Source organism: Acinetobacter wuhouensis (genome assembly GCF_001696605.3).
Lineage (GTDB): Bacteria > Pseudomonadota > Gammaproteobacteria > Pseudomonadales > Moraxellaceae > Acinetobacter > Acinetobacter wuhouensis.
Window position 1 is genome coordinate 953871 of the sequence record NZ_CP031716.1, and the last position, 16310, is coordinate 970180.

General features: G+C 38.0%; 16 protein-coding genes and 1 riboswitch. Of the genes, 7 read left to right on the top strand and 9 right to left on the bottom strand.

Features of this window, described 5'->3' with window-relative positions; genetic code table 11:
- Window positions 1–42: 42 nt before the first annotated feature.
- Entirely contained in the window at window positions 43–1485 is a 1443-nt protein-coding gene (locus tag BEN71_RS05165; RefSeq protein ID WP_068973433.1) for a WS/DGAT/MGAT family O-acyltransferase, read from the bottom strand.
- A gap of 192 nt (window positions 1486–1677) precedes the next feature.
- On the bottom strand, window positions 1678–2412 hold the full coding sequence (locus BEN71_RS05170; protein WP_068973432.1) for a phosphoadenylyl-sulfate reductase: 735 nt from the start codon (window positions 2410–2412) through the stop codon (window positions 1678–1680).
- Window positions 2413–2765: 353 nt separating this feature from the next.
- Here BEN71_RS05170 and thrH point away from each other — a divergent pair, with 353 nt between their 5' ends.
- Window positions 2766–3383 (top strand): bifunctional phosphoserine phosphatase/homoserine phosphotransferase ThrH, encoded by a 618-nt coding sequence (gene thrH, locus BEN71_RS05175; protein ID WP_068973431.1) that lies wholly within the window; start codon window positions 2766–2768, stop codon window positions 3381–3383.
- 263 nt (window positions 3384–3646) lie between these two features.
- On the opposite strand, the gene BEN71_RS05180 is transcribed toward thrH, so the two are convergent.
- Window positions 3647–4267, bottom strand: a complete 621-nt coding sequence (locus BEN71_RS05180) for an arylesterase (protein WP_171404986.1) — start codon at window positions 4265–4267, stop codon at window positions 3647–3649.
- 45 nt (window positions 4268–4312) lie between these two features.
- Between BEN71_RS05180 and BEN71_RS05185 the strand changes: the two genes are divergently transcribed.
- Both BEN71_RS05185 and BEN71_RS05190 read left to right on the top strand, forming a co-directional pair.
- On the top strand, window positions 4313–5059 hold the full coding sequence (locus BEN71_RS05185) for an ABC transporter ATP-binding protein (protein ID WP_068973429.1): 747 nt from the start codon (window positions 4313–4315) through the stop codon (window positions 5057–5059).
- Window positions 5059–7596, top strand: a complete 2538-nt coding sequence (locus BEN71_RS05190; RefSeq protein WP_068973428.1) for an ABC transporter permease — start codon at window positions 5059–5061, stop codon at window positions 7594–7596. Before BEN71_RS05185 ends, BEN71_RS05190 begins: the two co-directional genes overlap by 1 nt.
- 374 nt (window positions 7597–7970) lie before the next feature.
- On the opposite strand, the gene BEN71_RS05195 is transcribed toward BEN71_RS05190, so the two are convergent.
- The gene (locus tag BEN71_RS05195; RefSeq protein WP_068973427.1) at window positions 7971–8546 is read right to left on the bottom strand and encodes a DedA family protein; all 576 of its coding nucleotides are present in this window, start codon (window positions 8544–8546) and stop codon (window positions 7971–7973) included.
- Window positions 8547–8703: 157 nt separating this feature from the next.
- Window positions 8704–9636 (bottom strand): oxygen-dependent tRNA uridine(34) hydroxylase TrhO, encoded by a 933-nt coding sequence (gene trhO / locus BEN71_RS05200; protein WP_068973426.1) that lies wholly within the window; start codon window positions 9634–9636, stop codon window positions 8704–8706.
- Between the two features lie 235 nt (window positions 9637–9871).
- Between trhO and BEN71_RS05205 the strand changes: the two genes are divergently transcribed.
- On the top strand, window positions 9872–10357 hold the full coding sequence (locus BEN71_RS05205; protein WP_068973425.1) for a DUF1289 domain-containing protein: 486 nt from the start codon (window positions 9872–9874) through the stop codon (window positions 10355–10357).
- A 17-nt stretch (window positions 10358–10374) separates the two neighbouring features.
- Here the strand turns inward: BEN71_RS05205 and BEN71_RS05210 are convergent, their stop codons facing one another.
- On the bottom strand, window positions 10375–10914 hold the full coding sequence (locus BEN71_RS05210) for a TetR/AcrR family transcriptional regulator (RefSeq protein WP_068973424.1): 540 nt from the start codon (window positions 10912–10914) through the stop codon (window positions 10375–10377).
- Between the two features lie 120 nt (window positions 10915–11034).
- On the opposite strand from BEN71_RS05210, the gene BEN71_RS05215 reads away from it, so the two are divergent.
- Complete coding sequence (locus BEN71_RS05215; RefSeq protein WP_068973423.1) at window positions 11035–11565, top strand: HPP family protein; 531 nt, start codon at window positions 11035–11037, stop codon at window positions 11563–11565.
- 116 nt (window positions 11566–11681) lie between these two features.
- Here the strand turns inward: BEN71_RS05215 and ribB are convergent, their stop codons facing one another.
- On the bottom strand, window positions 11682–12341 hold the full coding sequence (gene ribB, locus BEN71_RS05220; RefSeq protein ID WP_068973422.1) for a 3,4-dihydroxy-2-butanone-4-phosphate synthase: 660 nt from the start codon (window positions 12339–12341) through the stop codon (window positions 11682–11684).
- 106 nt (window positions 12342–12447) lie between these two features.
- Window positions 12448–12608: riboswitch (FMN riboswitch) on the bottom strand.
- Between the two features lie 137 nt (window positions 12609–12745).
- On the opposite strand from ribB, the gene BEN71_RS05225 reads away from it, so the two are divergent.
- Together BEN71_RS05225 and BEN71_RS05230 are read left to right on the top strand one after the other, a co-directional pair.
- Window positions 12746–14530 carry a DUF2157 domain-containing protein gene (locus BEN71_RS05225; RefSeq protein ID WP_068973421.1) on the top strand — a complete coding sequence of 595 codons (1785 nt, stop codon included), beginning with the start codon at window positions 12746–12748 and terminating at the stop codon, window positions 14528–14530.
- A complete protein-coding gene (locus tag BEN71_RS05230) occupies window positions 14527–15114 on the top strand; it encodes a GDYXXLXY domain-containing protein (protein ID WP_068973420.1) in 588 nt (195 codons plus the stop codon). Before BEN71_RS05225 ends, BEN71_RS05230 begins: the two co-directional genes overlap by 4 nt.
- A 63-nt stretch (window positions 15115–15177) precedes the next feature.
- Here the strand turns inward: BEN71_RS05230 and panD are convergent, their stop codons facing one another.
- Both panD and pth read right to left on the bottom strand, forming a co-directional pair.
- A complete protein-coding gene (gene panD, locus BEN71_RS05235; protein WP_004722504.1) occupies window positions 15178–15558 on the bottom strand; it encodes an aspartate 1-decarboxylase in 381 nt (126 codons plus the stop codon).
- A 155-nt stretch (window positions 15559–15713) separates the two neighbouring features.
- A complete protein-coding gene (gene pth / locus BEN71_RS05240) occupies window positions 15714–16292 on the bottom strand; it encodes an aminoacyl-tRNA hydrolase (RefSeq protein WP_068973419.1) in 579 nt (192 codons plus the stop codon).
- Window positions 16293–16310 lie beyond the last annotated feature (18 nt).

Consider the following 16310-nt stretch of genomic DNA (forward strand, 5'->3'; position numbering starts at 1 on the left):
ATATTTATATTTAAAATTTAGCAAAATAAAAAACAAAAGCCCTTATGAGGGCTTTTGTGTTTGGATAGATTCTTCAATTACATTGTTGGTTTTCAATGGAATTTCAACTGGAGTTTGTTCAGATACCTGTGTTTTTTGAGGAATTAACTGCTCAAACTTTTGGATTTCATTTTCTAAATGCGTCAATAAATTTTGCAATTTAGGCAATGATTTACGGCAACCCGTCAATCCTACTTCCAATTTATCCAAATAACTGGTCATGGTGATGTTCAGTGCCTGTCCATCCAAAACAATAGATGCAGGGTAGAGTGCATCTAGTTTCGCACCATTCCAGTACAAAGGTTCACGAGGACCTGGTACATTGGAAATGATGACGTTGAAAGCTTGGTGTTTTGGTAATAGCCCCGATGCAATATTGACTCCGGCAGCACCATATACAAAAGCACTGTAGTTTAAAATTTGATTTGAGGTCATGCGCTTAAAGCGATTTTTAGAGTTCTGTACACTACGTTGAATGATTTCTAAACGTTCTAAAGGTTGCTCTTTATGTGTGCCTAAATTTGCTAAAATCATGGTGATACGGTTACTCATGTCTGAGTCGTCATCACGTAAGGATGCTGGAACCATTGCGATGAGTGGTTTCTTTGGCAAGGCATTTTGAGTAATCAGATAATCACGGAGTGCACCAGAACAAACAGCCAAAACGACATCATTAATCGTTACACCCAGCGCTTTAGAAATATCTCTGAAACGATCTAGTTCAAACGATTGAGCGGCAAAGCGGCGTGAAGAACTGACACGTTGGTTAAACAGACTGCTCGGTGCTTGGAAAGTTGAAACATAGTCAGGGTTTTTGCCCATTTCTTTGAAAATGGTCTGACACAATTCCTGAGTCACTTTCGGAGCCGCTTCAACTTGTCCTTTGAGACCTTCAAAAACTTTCTTGATTTTTCCTAATTTGGTTTCTTTTAAACGCTTGGCACGTTTACCTTCTACACACCATGGTGGAATGATGGTCTTAGAATTTGAATCTTTAGAGAATGACTTTTCGAGTAAGCGCATACCTGCAACACCATCAATCATGGCATGATGGATTTTGAAATACATGGCAAAGCGATTGCCTTCAATCCCTTCGATGATATGACAAGTCCATAAAGGTTTTGCACGATCAATCAAAGCACTGTGCTCTTGCGAAATATAGACCAATAATTCACGAATACGGCCTGGGTGTGGTAGGGCAATATGACGGAAGTGATGATCAATATCGAACTCTTCATCTTCATCCCAAAAAAAACCATTTAAGCGGTTATTAAAAGGTGGAACAGGGATAGATTTCGAATTACGAATATCAGCCACTAGATCTTGAATAAATGTAGATGGGGCATGGTCTGGAATTTGGAATAAGAATAATCCCCCCACGTGCATTGGCTGTTGGCGTTTTTCTAAATTTAAGAAAATAAAATCGATCGGGTGTAATGGGCGCATAATTTTTGATGCCTCACTGCAAAAACTACAACAACTCATTCCTGAGTGTTGGATTGTTAGAATTATAAAACCTAATTGTAGTATAGATCTTTTTTATAGAGAAAATCCAAGCATTTTGATGAATGAATAGTACAAAAAAAGTCACTAAATTGAGTGACTTTTTTTTACCAAGAAAATTATTTTATCAGGCTGTTATTTTTTTAGGTTACCTGCATGTAAACCACACTCTTTGTGAGTTGCTTCTTCCCACCACCAGCGACCTTCACGTTCATGTTGGTTAGGTAGAACAGGACGTGTACATGGTTCACAGCCAATAGAAATATAACCTTTCTCATGCAGTGGGTTATACGGAATTTCCATCATACGAATATAGTTCCAAACATCCGCACTTGACCAATTTGCCAAAGGATTATATTTAATCAATTGTTTGCCTTCACCCGAAAAACCAGCATCAGCTTGAACCACTGGAATTTCAGTACGTGTGCCTGGACTTTGATCTTTACGTTGACCCGTAATCCAACCATCTAAAGTGGCTAACTTTTTACGTAAGGGCTGAACTTTACGAATACCACAACATTCTTTATGGTCGTCTTGATAAAAGCTAAACAAGCCTTTTTCATTCACCAACTTTTGTACGGCATCAGATTCTGGAAAACAGATCTCAATCTGAATGCCATAATGTTTGCGTACAGTTTCAAGAAATTGATAAGTTTCTGCATGCAAACGCCCTGTATCCAAACTGAATACTCGAAAGGGTTTACCGAGATTGTGTGCCATATCGATCAGCACCACATCTTCTGCACCAGAAAATGAAATCGCAATTTCACCTTGTTGAGAAAGTGCTAGCTCTAAAATTTCAGAAGGGGATTTATCAGCATATTCTGCTGCAAGTGCATCTACTTGATCAATTGTAGGAATAACAGTCATTTGTTGCCTCTGGCTATAGCTTGAAGCTAGGTTTACTTAAAAGTAGTCAACACTTTAAAAAGTATTTAAAAAATTAGTTCTCAAAAGATCTGTAAATTTAAGCATTTTGGCGAAAAATAAGCCAATACGACTTTGTATGTATAAATGCTTTTGAATGTCATGCTATTTTAAAGTAAATAAAATATGCTTCTTAGCAGATTTATGAAAATACTTATGAATTAAAAAGATTTAAACAGAGTCGAAATCCTCATTGATAAGTTTTCATTTGCTGAAGTATCAAAATCTTTCAGCATTTTTTTTAAACTTTAATGCTATGATACGCCAAAATTTACAACTAACATTTGGGAGAACCCATGGAAATCGTATGTCTTGATCTTGAGGGTGTTTTGGTTCCAGAAATCTGGATCAATTTTGCTAAAAAAACAGGGATCAAAGAATTAGAAGCAACAACTCGTGATATTCCAGACTACGATGTGTTGATGACTCAACGTTTAAATATCCTAAAACAACATGGTTTAGGTTTAAACGATATTCAAGCTGTGATTGCAGACATGGGGCCTTTTGAAGGTGCAAAAGAGTTTGTGGAATGGGTGCGCACGCATTTCCAATTGATTATTCTTTCAGATACGTTCTATGAATTTGCTCATCCTTTGATGCAACAACTGGGTTGGCCAACCATTTTCTGCCATAAATTAGAAACTGATGAAAATGGCATGATTACTGCGTATAAATTGCGTCAGCCTGATCAAAAGCGTGAAGCTGTGAAAGCACTTCATGGTTTGAATTATCGTGTGATTGCAGCAGGTGATTCGTATAACGATACCACGATGTTGGGTGAAGCTGACAAAGGTTTCTTGTTTGATGCGCCTGAAAATGTGATTCGTGAATTTCCACAATTCCCACCGATTCATGGTTATGCAGCGTTGAAAGAGGCGATTCGTAATGCTTCTGTACGTGACATTCCAGCTTAAGCTTGGATGGTGAGAAAAGATGCTGAGGCGTAATGCTAGTTAGCTAAGAATTGTTGAATCCTCCCCCGACCCTCCTTTTTAAAGGAGGGAGCTTTCATTACTGAAAATCAATTTAGTCACGATAAGTTCCCCTCTTTTTTAAAGATGAGTAGCTAGGCTACGCAAGAGGTGAGATTTTAGAAATTTTTCCAATAATTTTGCTTAACTAATCAGCATTACGCTGAAGCATCTTTTTTTTATATTTTTAATTGCAAATAAATAATTTAATCAATCAATGCTCCTTTAATCAACGGATAAGCATTGTTCAATAAAACTTTCTGCGCAGTTGCATTTGGATGAATTAAATCCTTTTGCATTAAATTCGGATGACCTGCCACGCCTTCCATAAAAAATGGATGCATTTTCACTTTATATTGCTGACTTAAAATCTTGTAATTATTTTCAAAAGCCGTGCTATAGGCTGTGCCGTAGTTTGGTGGAATCTTCATTCCCAGTAAAACTACCATTGCTTTACTTTTCTGACTTTGTTGAATAAGTTGTGCCAAATTTTTTTGAATCATTTGCGGTGGCTGACCACGTAAGCCATCATTTCCACCCAGTTCGATGACCACTACATTTGGCTTATGGGTTTGTAAGAGTTTCGGCAAACGTGCCAAAGCACCACTGGTGGTTTCTCCACTCACACTGGCATTCACGACTTTATGTTGTTTGGGAAAGTCTTGATTTAGACGTAATTGTAATAAATTCACCCAACCCTGTTGCGGTGTGATGCCATAGCCTGCACTTAAACTATCGCCTACGATCATGATGGTTTTTGCAAAACTACTAATCGGCAATAGACAGATCGTGCTAAAGAATAAACAATGAGGGAGTTTTTTCATCATTTTAAAATTTAACGATTTTTTGATTTGCATATAGGGTACTTTATGATGTCTAAGGTTCAGAATGATTCGGTTTCTCCCATCATGCCACAAGTGATAATTTCTGCACAGCAACTGACACAAAAGATTGAACTCCCACATCAAACACTTACAATTTTTGAAAATTTGAACTTAGAAATTCAGGCAGGGGAACAGGTTGCCATTACAGGACGTTCAGGCTCAGGAAAATCAACATTATTAGGTATTCTGGCAACTTTGGATCAAGCCAGTGCAGGGCAGTTAACGGTATGCGGTGAGTCTGTTGAACATTTAAATGAAGAGCAACGCGCATTGGTTCGGTTAAAACATATTGGTTTTGTATTCCAGTCTTTTCAATTATTGACACACTTATCTGCACTTGAAAATGTCATGCTGCCTCTGCGCTTACAAAAAGATTTTAACTACGCAGCCGCTGAACAAAAAGCATTGGCTCTGCTCGCCAAAGTAGGTCTAGAGCGCCAAAGTCAACAGACCCCAAAAGTATTATCAGGGGGGGAACAGCAACGTGTAGCAATTGCACGGGCGCTCATTTCTGAGCCAAAAATTATTTTTGCTGATGAACCCACAGGGAATTTAGACAGTCATACTGCACATGAAATTGAACAGCTTTTGTTTAGCTTAAATCAAGAAATGGGCACAACACTTGTACTCGTGACACATGATCCTGCTTTGGCAGCACAATGCCAACGCCATTATGAGTTAAAAGAAGGGCAACTCATTGAACATTTACATCAAACTCAGCCAGAGGGTGTGTAATGTTCAATTTATTTAAGCCACTTTTGAGGCAAAGTTTTGCCAATTCAGGGATTTATTTACTGATTGTAGCCATGTGTTTAGCGATCAGTGCTACGACTGCATTGAAATTTAGCAATGACCAAGTGCAGCAAGCAGTGACCTTGCAAGCTGCCAAGATGCAAGCTGCTGATTTAGTTCTGAGTGATACCAATCCGATTGATTCAAAATGGATTCAATCTGCAAATGAATTAAAGCTCAAACAGTCCCATGTCACCATGTTTGGTTCAATGGCATCAACGCATGATCAATTTGTCATGGTGAATGTCAAAGCGATTGATACATCATTTCCACTGCGCGGTGATTTAAAAATTCAGCCTGCACAAAAATTGCAAAGTGGTGGAATTTGGTTAAGTAAACGTGCGCAAGAATTACTCAAATTAAATGTCGGTGACGATGTACAACTGGCTGATGGTCAATTCAAAGTCACTGGAATTATCGAACATGATTCCAATCAAGAATTAGGTTTTTCGGCATTTTCACCAACCGTCATCATTTCGCAAGCGGATGTGGCTAAAACCAATGCAATTCAAGTGGGCAGTCGTATTGATTACCGTCTTCTTTTGGCGGGAGAGCCTCAATCCATTGAAAAATTTCAGCAAATTTATAAGACAGAGATTGAAACTGAAAAGCAAAAATATGCCAAAGCAAATGACCAAAAATCTGATCAGGATTCAGCTACAGATCAATCTGTTCAAGCCATGTCGAATGAAGAGCAAAGCTTCGATCAACAAAGCAATTTAAAGCTACGCAGTGCCGATGAGGGAAATTCGCGTTTAATTAAGCCGATAGAAAACTTAGATACTTTTCTACAACTCGCCAATATTCTCACGATTTTACTGTGTGGTTTAGCGATAGCCTTGACCAGTCAGCGTTATGTGCAACAAAACCAAGATCATATTGCTTTGATGCGTTGTATGGGGGCAAGTAAATCTCAGATTCTGCAAACCTATTTAGCACTATTAGCTGTCGTGAGCGTGATTGCGATTGTGATCGGTAGTGGTCTAGGCATGATATTGGGCTATGCGCTTTTGCAACTGATGTTACAGATGATCCCGAATCTAGAACTGCAATTCTCAATGTTTGAAATGTTGCTTGGTCCTTTACCAATTGCCATTTTTACCAGTGCCATTGTTTTGATCGGTTTTATTTTGCCGAGTTTGTGGCAATTGTTAAATACGCCTCCAATTCGTGTAATTCGTCAACAACAAAAATCTACCCGTTCAATGGTGTGGATGATGTCTTTTGGCATATTAAGTCTGATCATTTTTAGTTTGGTATTGACTGAAAATATTGTACTGACTGGATTGGTCATGGGTGCGGTCATTGTCCTCACGGCAGTGCTATATGTACTGGTTTGGTCAATTTTGAAATTGCTTAAATCGCTACGTAACCAAATGTCTAGTTATGTACGCTCGCCATCACAAACAGCATTGCAAATTACTGCATTGGCATTGGGTTTAAGTTTGATTACGGTTTTAGCCGTGTTACGTACTGATTTGCTGGAGCGTTGGCAACAGCAATTGCCTGAGGGAACACCAAATCAATTCATTTATGGTTTACCGCCTTTTGAATTAGACCAATTTAAGCAACAATTGGCGCAACGTCATTGGAAAAGTACGCCTTTATATCCAAATATTAAAGGGCGTTTAATTGCGAAAAATGATCAGCCTTTTTCAGCGCAATTGTTAAAGGAAAATAATTCTTTACGCCGTGAATTAAATTTGACTCAAACAGATCAATATCCGCAAGATAATGTGATTGTATCGGGTCAAGCTAAACTGACTAAAGTTGGGCAAGTTTCAGTTGAAGCAAAACTTGCGGATGAATTAGGTATCAAAATTGGTGATCAACTGACGTTTAGTTTGCCAGAGGGGCAATTAAAAGCTGAAGTTGTCAATTTACGTACTGTTGAATGGCAAAGTTTTAGTCCGAATTTTTTCTTTATTTTTACCCCAAAGACTTTGGATGAAAATGCAGGGAGCTATCTCGGTAGTTTTTATGTGCCAGCGACTGAAAAAACCAAAATGGTCAGTTTGATTCAGCAATTTTCCAATACTGTATTTATTGATGTGTCTTTGATTTTTGATGAGATTAAACGCCTTGTGAGTGTTCTCGTACAAATCATTACAGTGCTTGCTGTATTAGTGAGTTTGTCTGGTTTTCTTGTGTTGATTGCATGTATCAATTTACTGATGGATGAGCGGAAACGTGAAGTGGCGTTATTACGTTCTTTTGGCAGTTCGAAGCGTCAGCTCAAAAATATGATGATGCTTGAAATTGGTTTTATTGGATTATTGGCAGGGATTGTGTCATGTATTTTTGCTGAGGTGATTAGTGCAGTTGCGAGTTATCGGATGGATATGATAGTGCAATTGCATTGGGAAATTTGGTTGATTTTACCACTGGTAATGGCAGTGCTGTGTGCATTGATCGGGCGTTATCGTTTGAGTTATCTGTCTGATATTCCGCCGTTGCAAAGTTTGAGAGAGTTGGGGTGATTCACTTGGATTTAATAGTCATGTAAATATACAAACTGGATGAACGATATCAATAACGAGCGCTGTTAGTGATTTCAATATGGTTGGTGCTATCACGTTTGGCGACATGGATGTCGCCGTTGGGTTGGGGTTCAGGTCACTTGCGAAGCCTTGCTTCTCATTACCCAACAAAGGATTTTTGTCCCTCTTACGGAATATATTCCTTATCCTTCAAAAGGGAGGCATCGCCTACGTAAATTAATTAAACTTTGTAAAACAGGTGGGGCTATGCTGTTTCAAGAACAATACTTGATTTATTTTTTAATGATTAACTCTGATTTAATTTTTATAAGTTTCAAAATGTTAGGTTTGAGGTAATGAGCATTCATGATGCTTTAGCCATTTTTTCTTTTTTTAAACCAAAGATAAACTACGAACAAGGCAACAATAGCCACAATCATATAGCCAACATTGCTAAAAATTTGCTGCATCAGTGCAGTATTGTTCCCAAAGTAATACCCGACGGTTGCTAAAAAAGTCGTCCAAATCACCGTGCCAAGCATACTATAAGTCATGAATTTCCAAAAAGGCATATGACTCATCCCAGCAGGAATGCTAATCAACGATCGAACGGCAGGAATCATCCGTCCAAAGAAAACCACACGATGCCCATATTTTTCAAACCAATCTAAGGCTTTTTTAACATCATCTGCTTTGATAAAGAGATATTTTCCATACTGATTGACCCAACGGAACAAGGCATCATGAGATATTTTACGCCCGATCCAATATAGTGCTGCGGCTGCAATCAAAGAACCAAGACTACCTGCAACGATGACACCGATTAGACTGAGTTGTCCTTGTGCAGCGGTAAAACCAGCAGAGGGCATGATCACTTCTGAGGGAATAGGCGGAAAAACATTATCAAGAAACATGAGTAAGGCAATACCGAGGTAGCCTAATTGCTCCATGATGTTAATAATCCATTCACTCATTGCTGTGTCGATATAATTGAAAGAATAAATATTATTTTTTATAGACTTAAAAAGATAGTAGTAATTTGTAGAGTAAAAAAAACCGCAGATTATTCTACGGTTTTTATGAATATTGAAGATTCAGCGAAACGAATTATAAACGTTTACGTTTTGCAGCCGTAATCTGTGACTGACGCATACGGAAACCTTCTTTTTGTTTTTCAGAAGTTTTATCGATGCAGTACTTACAAGACACGCCATGCTCATAGCTTGGTAAAGCCACTTCTTCAGGAATTAAAGGCCAGCCACATGCGTGACATTTGGTATTTTCACCTTCTTCCATCCCATGAGTCACCGCAGTACGACCATCAAAGACGAAACATTCACCTTCCCACATGCTTTCATCAGCAGGAGTTTCTTCGAGGTATTTTAAAATACCGCCTTTCAAGTGATAGACCTCATTGAAACCTTCTTGAAGAAGTAAAGAGGTCGATTTTTCACAACGGATACCACCAGTACAGAACATCGCAATTTTTTTATCTTTATGCTGTTCTAATTCTTTTTTCACGTAATCTGGAAATTCACGGAAAGTTTCAGTTTTAGGGTCAATTGCGCCCTTAAACGTACCTGCTTTATATTCATAATCATTACGTGTATCGATCAAGATCACATCATCACGTGCGATTAACTCATTCCATTCTTTAGGATCAAGATAGTGTCCAACCAAGTCACGTGGTTTAACTTCAACACCTAAAGTGACGATTTCTTTTTTATGTTTAATCTTCATTTTACGGAACGGTTTTTCTTCACTGTGCGATTCTTTATATTCCATCGCTGTGAAGCCTTCGTCTAAAAGGAATTGATGAATCACATCAATCGCTTTACGATCACCTGCAACTGTTCCGTTAATACCTTCATCTGCAACAATTAGAGTACCACATAGGTTGATGGTTTTTACCAAGTCTAAAAGACGTTGTTGAAGATCGGCAGAATCTTGAACTTCTTTGAATTGATAAAGTGCGGCAACAACCCAACCAGAGGTCGCTTGCTGTTCTACAGGTGCAAGCTGTTCTACAGTAGCGTTCATGGAGTACTCCAAATGTATAAATATAGGATAAAATTTAAGGCGCATATTTTAACGTGATTTAGTTGAATAAGCGAGAAATCCATACGCTGTGTAGTGTTTTTTTATTCCATGTGAAAATTATGGATTTTTATACTAAATATAGTGCTTTAAAATATCATACATACAATATATAGTGTGATACACACATCAAGATGCCATAGAAAATGGTAAAATCTGTTTATTTAAGGAGTTTATTTTGAGCAACGAACGTCGAATACCTACGTTAACACCATGCGCTGGTCGTTGTTCAACGGTATTTGGTGATGCTGTATGTCGTGGTTGTCGTCGTTTTAACCATGAAGTGATTCAATGGAATACCTATAATGCGGAACAACGATTAGCGGTTTGGAAGCGTTTGGATGCACAACTTGATCAAATCTTAGTGCCATTATTACCATTTGCAGATTTAAAACATATCGAAGGTTTTATTCAAGGTAAACGTGTTCGTGTTTTAGACACAGCCTCGAAAGGACGTAAGTTGTATCATGCTTTAAAAATCTGTGAAAAGAATAAAAACCTAGCAGATGAAAGTGGTTTAGGCATTCAACCTAAGCAAGTTAAACCATTGTGGGATGAATTTGAACGCCGTGTTCTGGCATTGGCAAAAGCCAGTTATGATTTTGCTTGGTTACGTGCTGATGGTATTCGCCAAAGTATTTTACATTTGGAAGATGTTGAATAGGGGGATTCTTATTCATCTCACTCAAGGCTTCGAATAATAAATGCACGTTGTTGGGATGCAATGTCTGGGTTAAAGCCTTCAACTAAAAAACGGCTCATAAGCCCTTCAATCAAAAGATAAATCAGTTCACCAATGGCTGGATTTGAGTTGATTGAATCTGCATAGTGATGGATTAATCCTCTTAACCATATCTTATGCTCAATAGATATATTTTTAATATCTAGATCTTCTGTATTTGATTCAGCAACCGCACGTACAAATAAACATCCTTTAAAATCATCAGTTTGAAACCAATTTATATGCCAATCAAAAATTTTCTTAATGGCTTCAATATCCTGCGATGTTCCGACATATTCGGTCAGACTCTCTCTAAAATTTTGGTCACGTTGTTTTAAGACTTCATTGATCAATTGTTGCTTATTTTTAAAATAGGTGTACATGGTCGTTTTCGAACAACCAGATTGATCGCGGATGAGATCGACACCAACGCCAGTAAAACTATGTTGGTTAAAAAGCATTTCCGCGGTGGTTAAAATTTTATGGGCTGATTTTGACATAAATGAAATACATAAATGGATTTAAAAAAAATATTGCAAATAGTACAGACCTGTACTATTTTTATTTTAGCGCGCTAATTCTCATAAATCAATCTATTCATTCAGATGTAGGAATTACTCATGTCGATCTTATTTGGTAAAGAAAAATTAGCTCCGCGACCCAGAAATTTGGAGATCTTACGTGCTCTTGTTGGTGGTGCAGTCAGTATATTTATTTTATTGGTACTGAGTAAGCTCTCACATAATCCATGGATTATGGCACCGTTTGGAGCAAGTTGCGTCATTCTCTATGCTGTTTCTCAGTCGCCTTTGGCACAACCACGCAATGTGATTTTTGGGCATTTCATCTCAGCACTGGTGGGTTTATGCTTTTTGAAATGGTTTGGTGTTCATGATTTAAGCATTGCCTTTTCAGTTGGTGTGGCAATTGCTTTAATGATGTATTTTCGCTGTGTACATCCGCCTGCAGGGGCGAATCCATTGGTGATTTTATTAACAGCTCAAACGATCCATTATGAATGGTCGTTTTTACTTTTTCCCGTGCTTACTGGTGCAATTGCGTTAGTCATTGTTGCTTATGTTGTAAATAATTTTAAATCTACGCAAAAATGGCCGAGTTATGGTTTGGCTATTTTCGGTAGTAAGAATTAAAGGGTTTTATAAGGCTAAAAACTTCCCTCATCCTAACCTTCTCCCAAAGGGAGAAGGGACTTCTAGGATATAAACTACTTTGTAGCGATTCAAAACATTGATTTTAAAATTATGGTTTAAACATTATGTGTTAAACGGTACTGAACCAGTTCTTCAATGGTAATTAAAGTCAAATTATGAGTTTGCGCATAAGAAAGGACTTGAATACCTGAAGCCATTGTCCCGTCAGGATTGGTGACTTCACACAGTACACCAGCGGGTTTTAAACCTGCTAAACGAGCAAGATCAATCGAACCTTCAGTATGACCACGGCGGTTGAGCACACCACCACGACGACCACGTAAAGGAAAGACATGCCCAGGACGGTTTAGATCACTGGCAACAGCACCATCTTTGATTGCAGCATGAATCGTTGTAGTGCGGTCTTTGGCAGATACGCCAGTGGTTACACCTTCAGCTGCTTCAATGGTGATGGTAAATGCGGTTTTAAATTGACTTGAGTTATCTTGAACCATCGGAGGTAAAGCAAGGTGATCAGCAAGCTCGTCAGTCAGTGTTAAACACACAATCCCAGAACCGTCACGGATCATACGTGCCATGGTTTCGACATTAAGGGTTTCTGCAGCAACGATCAAATCTGCTTCATTTTCACGATCAAAATCGTCCATGACCAAGACAGGTTTGCCTTGGCGCATATCTTCTAAAGCTTGTTGAATACGTTGTTCAGCAGGGGAAAGTGCGGAAAAGAAAATTTCTGGTTGAATTAAACTAGACATTGAAACGCTCTCGTAAAAAATAAATACGGTTGAACATTTCAGGACATGTGAAATAGTGGCGTTACAAAACATGTTCCAATACATAGCATTGGAATTTTTACTGTGACGTCGTCTTCTTTCATCCGGACTATACCGTCGGCTTTGGAATCTCACCAAATCTGCGAATCACTGTAGCAGTGATAGGCTCGTGGGCTATTGAAAGACCAAGGTTGAATGATCATTTCAAATTACCACCGGTGGGGAATTGCACCCCGCCCTGAAGCGATGTAGGATCATTATAGACACATTTTTTAAAAATAATGCATTTTTATTTAGAATGATCAGTACTATAGATAGAACAATCTATGCTAAAGCGCAGTGTATAAAAATGTTGAATAATCAAGAATAAAGGTGAGGTATTTGTATTGATCAGGATTCAACAGGAAGTATTCTCATGGCAGGATCAAAAATTTGTTCAGCATTTACAAATTTTTGGTTTTAGTTTAATCGCAATTAGCATTTTATATCTGGTTGCTGCAAATTGGTTTATGTTACCGCAGTTCATACAGTTGGTGACTCCGCAACTTTTATTACTATTGAGCGCGCTATCTAGTGTTTTTCTAGTCAAAAATGATTCTTTAATCCAGTGTTTACATGCGATTTGTGGCTTGATGATCGGGCTAAGTTTGGCGGTGATTGGACAGATATATCAAACCGGTGCAGACAGTTATTTACTTTTTTTGATTTGGTCAGTCTTGCTGCTGCCTTGGTTATATCGCTCCAATATTGGCATCTTTTTGATGCTGTGTATTGTCAGTCAGATTGCTTTATTTTTGTTTTTTAAACAAACCTTTTGGGGAGATGAATATCCTACAGTTTTCTTGTTGTGTATTCACTTCTATGCCTTATTACAGTTTTTATTCTGTATTCGATATTATCCAAAATTAAAATATTTATTTATCACGTATTTTGCCGTACTTTCCGTATGGAGCATGCTGACGTTCTTATATATGGATAAAGGCTGGGTCTACTTGATATGTTCATTGAGCTTACTCAGTATCGCATTCGTTTATTTTTATAAGAAAAATGATCAATTGTGCAGTGTATTATCCGCTGTTGCTTTAGGCATTACATTCACCTTAATCATTGTGAAATGGCTCGATGCGTTGTTTAGACAATCTGAAATTATGGGCTTGTTGATCATTGCTGTGATTATTTTTGCTTGGTTTGCATTGATCACATTTTTACTGATTAAGTTAATTCCAAACAGCCGTTTTAATAATATTCCTCTGGCTGTTGGTGCGTGGACTTCTGGGCTTGTACTGTCTTCATTGATGCTGACATTTTGGGGTAATTTTTCCTTAATTATGGGCATTATTTTTGTCGCTTTTGCTGCCTATATATTGAAAATAAAGCAAAATCTCTTTTTAAGACAACTGGCTTACTGCCTATTTGTTGCAGGGCAGGTCGCGATCCTGTTTCATACTTATGATTTAATAGAAGAAGTCTATCCACTGTTATTGATTCAAATTATTGCTTTAGTTTTGGCATATTGGGTCAGAACTCACTGGTTCTTTGTTTTTGTTCAGTTATTGGCACTCTATGCTTTGGGTGTTGCCATGATCTGGCAGGACAATTCAGCACATTTCTGGATGGGAAATGTTGAAAATTTTGCTTATCTGACACTGCTGACGTATGTTTTTTATACGGCACTGTTGTGGATTCAAAAGATTCAACCGCAACAATATCAAAGAAGTTTGATGCTTTCTAATTTAGTAATTACTGTTTTCTCTGTTGGTTTTTATGTTTTTTTAGGGAAAAGTGAATTAGGTGATATTCATCCCATTCCTTTACTCACGTATGGTCTGCCAATTGTATGGTGTGTCTGCTTTATATTTTTACATATTCACAATCAATTTAATCTTTTAGCGCAAGGCGTTCTGGCAGTTTTCGGCGCTGTACTGATTTATTATGGTTATTTTGAAATATTCATTGTTTTAGCTGTACTTTCATGGGCTTTGATGAAAAAGGACAAAGTAATTTATGCTTTTGCTTTATTGGCATTCATCGTCATTCTGTGGTGTTTATATTATTCATTAGACCTTACATTCCTTGTCAAAAGTCTAAGTATTTTTATTTCGGGTACAAGCTTGCTATTGCTGAGTCTGTGTTTAATGCGTTTTAAAAATAAAGTGGGGATAGCACAATGAAAAAAAATATCCCTATCGTACTCGCTGTGTTGAGTGTGGTATTTTTTCTTGGATTGATCCTGAAAAATGAGCAACATTTCAAACACAGTGACAGTATTTTTATTCGACTTGCACCTGTAGATCCACGTTCTCTGATTCAAGGGGATTATATGGTACTCAATTATGATTTAAGTTTTGCTGGGCTTCCTGTGCAAAATAGTCAGATTGATATTCCCACGAGTGTTACAGTGATTCAAAATAAGCCTAAGTTGATGGCTTATGTGCTATTGGATGATCAGCGACGTGTGGTGAAAACTGGTTTTGATCCACGTTTATTGGACATGTACCCAAAGTCTAGTCATCGACTTGTGCTAAAGAATCCAAGCAATCGTTTAAATGCTTTGTATCCTGCATCGAATAGCTTTTTATTCGCTGAGGGATTGGCTGAGTGCTATCAAGCTGCACAATATGCTGAATTTAAAGTAGATGAAAAGGGCAATCCTTTACTTGCTTCGTTGCGTGGGGAGGATTTAAAAGATCTAGCCTGTGAAGATCGCAAAAAATGGTGGCGTGGGAATTTACCTATTTTGATGCATAAAGATTGAACTTTAATATATAAAAAAACCCGCATGAAGCGGGTTTTTTAGAATCTTTGCGTACTGTGCTAATTAAGCCACTTGAACAGGAATACAGTTCGCTGTGTGATTCACAGTATTGTCTGGATTTGCATACACAAGACGTGGTTTATGTGCATCTGCTTCAGCATTGGTAAAGTCACCAAATGTTGCAATAATCATCAGATCACCAACATCTGCTTGAAGTGCAGCGCCACCATTGACAGAAATGATGCCTGAACCTTCTTCACCACGAATCGCATAAGTTGTGAAGCGCTTGCCATTGGTGACATTCCACATGTGAATTTCTTCGTATTCGCGGATACCTGCTAAATCTAAAAGGATACCGTCGATTGCACAAGAACCTTCATAATGGAGTTCTGCTTGTGTAACCACACAACGGTGGATTTTTGCTTTTAATAAACGAGATAGCATGATTTGCGTCTCCAGAAATAGCCCTTACGATTGTTATCTTGTGATGAATCAACAATTTTCAATAGGCGGGATACATTTGAAAGCGCATTTTGCTCTTAAAAATGAATCATGGCAAGAAAAATTGTTTAACAAGGAATATAAATTATTATTGGAAATTATGGTTTATAAGCATTGATTTGATTCATCGCTTGTTGAATCTCACCATTAACCAATAATTTAGTTCGCCCTAAAGCATGATGAATTGCATCATCCATCAAAGTCTGTTCACTGCTTGGCGCTTTGCCCAAAACGTGACCCGAAACTTTTTCTTTAGAACCAGGATGACCAATACCAATGCGTAAACGATGAAAATTAGCGCCGATATGTGGAACAATGTCGCGTAGACCGTTGTGACCACCATGACCACCGCCTGTTTTTAAACGAATGACGCCAGGATCCATATCCAGTTCATCATGAGCAATCAGAATTTCTTCAGGCTTAATTTGATAGAATTTTGCGAAAGGAACAACGCTTTGACCCGAAAGGTTCATAAAGGTTGTTGGCAATAGCAGACGAACGTCTTGCCCTTCGATATTACCACGACCACTGATTCCTTTATATTTAGAATCAGTTTTTAAATGGATGCCATATTGTTCTGCAAGGCGTTCAACGAACCAGAAGCCTGCATTATGGCGGGTTTGGGCATATTCAGAACCTGGATTACCCAAACCAACAATCAGTGAAAGTTTACTCACTCATTTACACCATTTAAC

Excerpts from the sequence above, each read along its gene's own strand:
- BEN71_RS05165 (WP_068973433.1), bottom strand. The coding sequence starts at position 1,485 with ATGCGCCCATTACACCCGATCGATTTTATTTTCTTAAATTTAGAAAAA.
- BEN71_RS05170 (WP_068973432.1), bottom strand. The coding sequence starts at position 2,412 with ATGACTGTTATTCCTACAATTGATCAAGTAGATGCACTTGCAGCAGAA.
- thrH (WP_068973431.1), top strand. The coding sequence starts at position 2,766 with ATGGAAATCGTATGTCTTGATCTTGAGGGTGTTTTGGTTCCAGAAATC.
- BEN71_RS05180 (WP_171404986.1), bottom strand. The coding sequence starts at position 4,267 with ATGATGAAAAAACTCCCTCATTGTTTATTCTTTAGCACGATCTGTCTA.
- BEN71_RS05185 (WP_068973429.1), top strand. The coding sequence starts at position 4,313 with ATGTCTAAGGTTCAGAATGATTCGGTTTCTCCCATCATGCCACAAGTG.
- BEN71_RS05190 (WP_068973428.1), top strand. The coding sequence starts at position 5,059 with ATGTTCAATTTATTTAAGCCACTTTTGAGGCAAAGTTTTGCCAATTCA.
- BEN71_RS05195 (WP_068973427.1), bottom strand. The coding sequence starts at position 8,546 with ATGGAGCAATTAGGCTACCTCGGTATTGCCTTACTCATGTTTCTTGAT.
- trhO (WP_068973426.1), bottom strand. The coding sequence starts at position 9,636 with ATGAACGCTACTGTAGAACAGCTTGCACCTGTAGAACAGCAAGCGACC.
- BEN71_RS05210 (WP_068973424.1), bottom strand. The coding sequence starts at position 10,914 with ATGTCAAAATCAGCCCATAAAATTTTAACCACCGCGGAAATGCTTTTT.
- BEN71_RS05215 (WP_068973423.1), top strand. The coding sequence starts at position 11,035 with ATGTCGATCTTATTTGGTAAAGAAAAATTAGCTCCGCGACCCAGAAAT.
- ribB (WP_068973422.1), bottom strand. The coding sequence starts at position 12,341 with ATGTCTAGTTTAATTCAACCAGAAATTTTCTTTTCCGCACTTTCCCCT.
- BEN71_RS05230 (WP_068973420.1), top strand. The coding sequence starts at position 14,527 with ATGAAAAAAAATATCCCTATCGTACTCGCTGTGTTGAGTGTGGTATTT.
- panD (WP_004722504.1), bottom strand. The coding sequence starts at position 15,558 with ATGCTATCTCGTTTATTAAAAGCAAAAATCCACCGTTGTGTGGTTACA.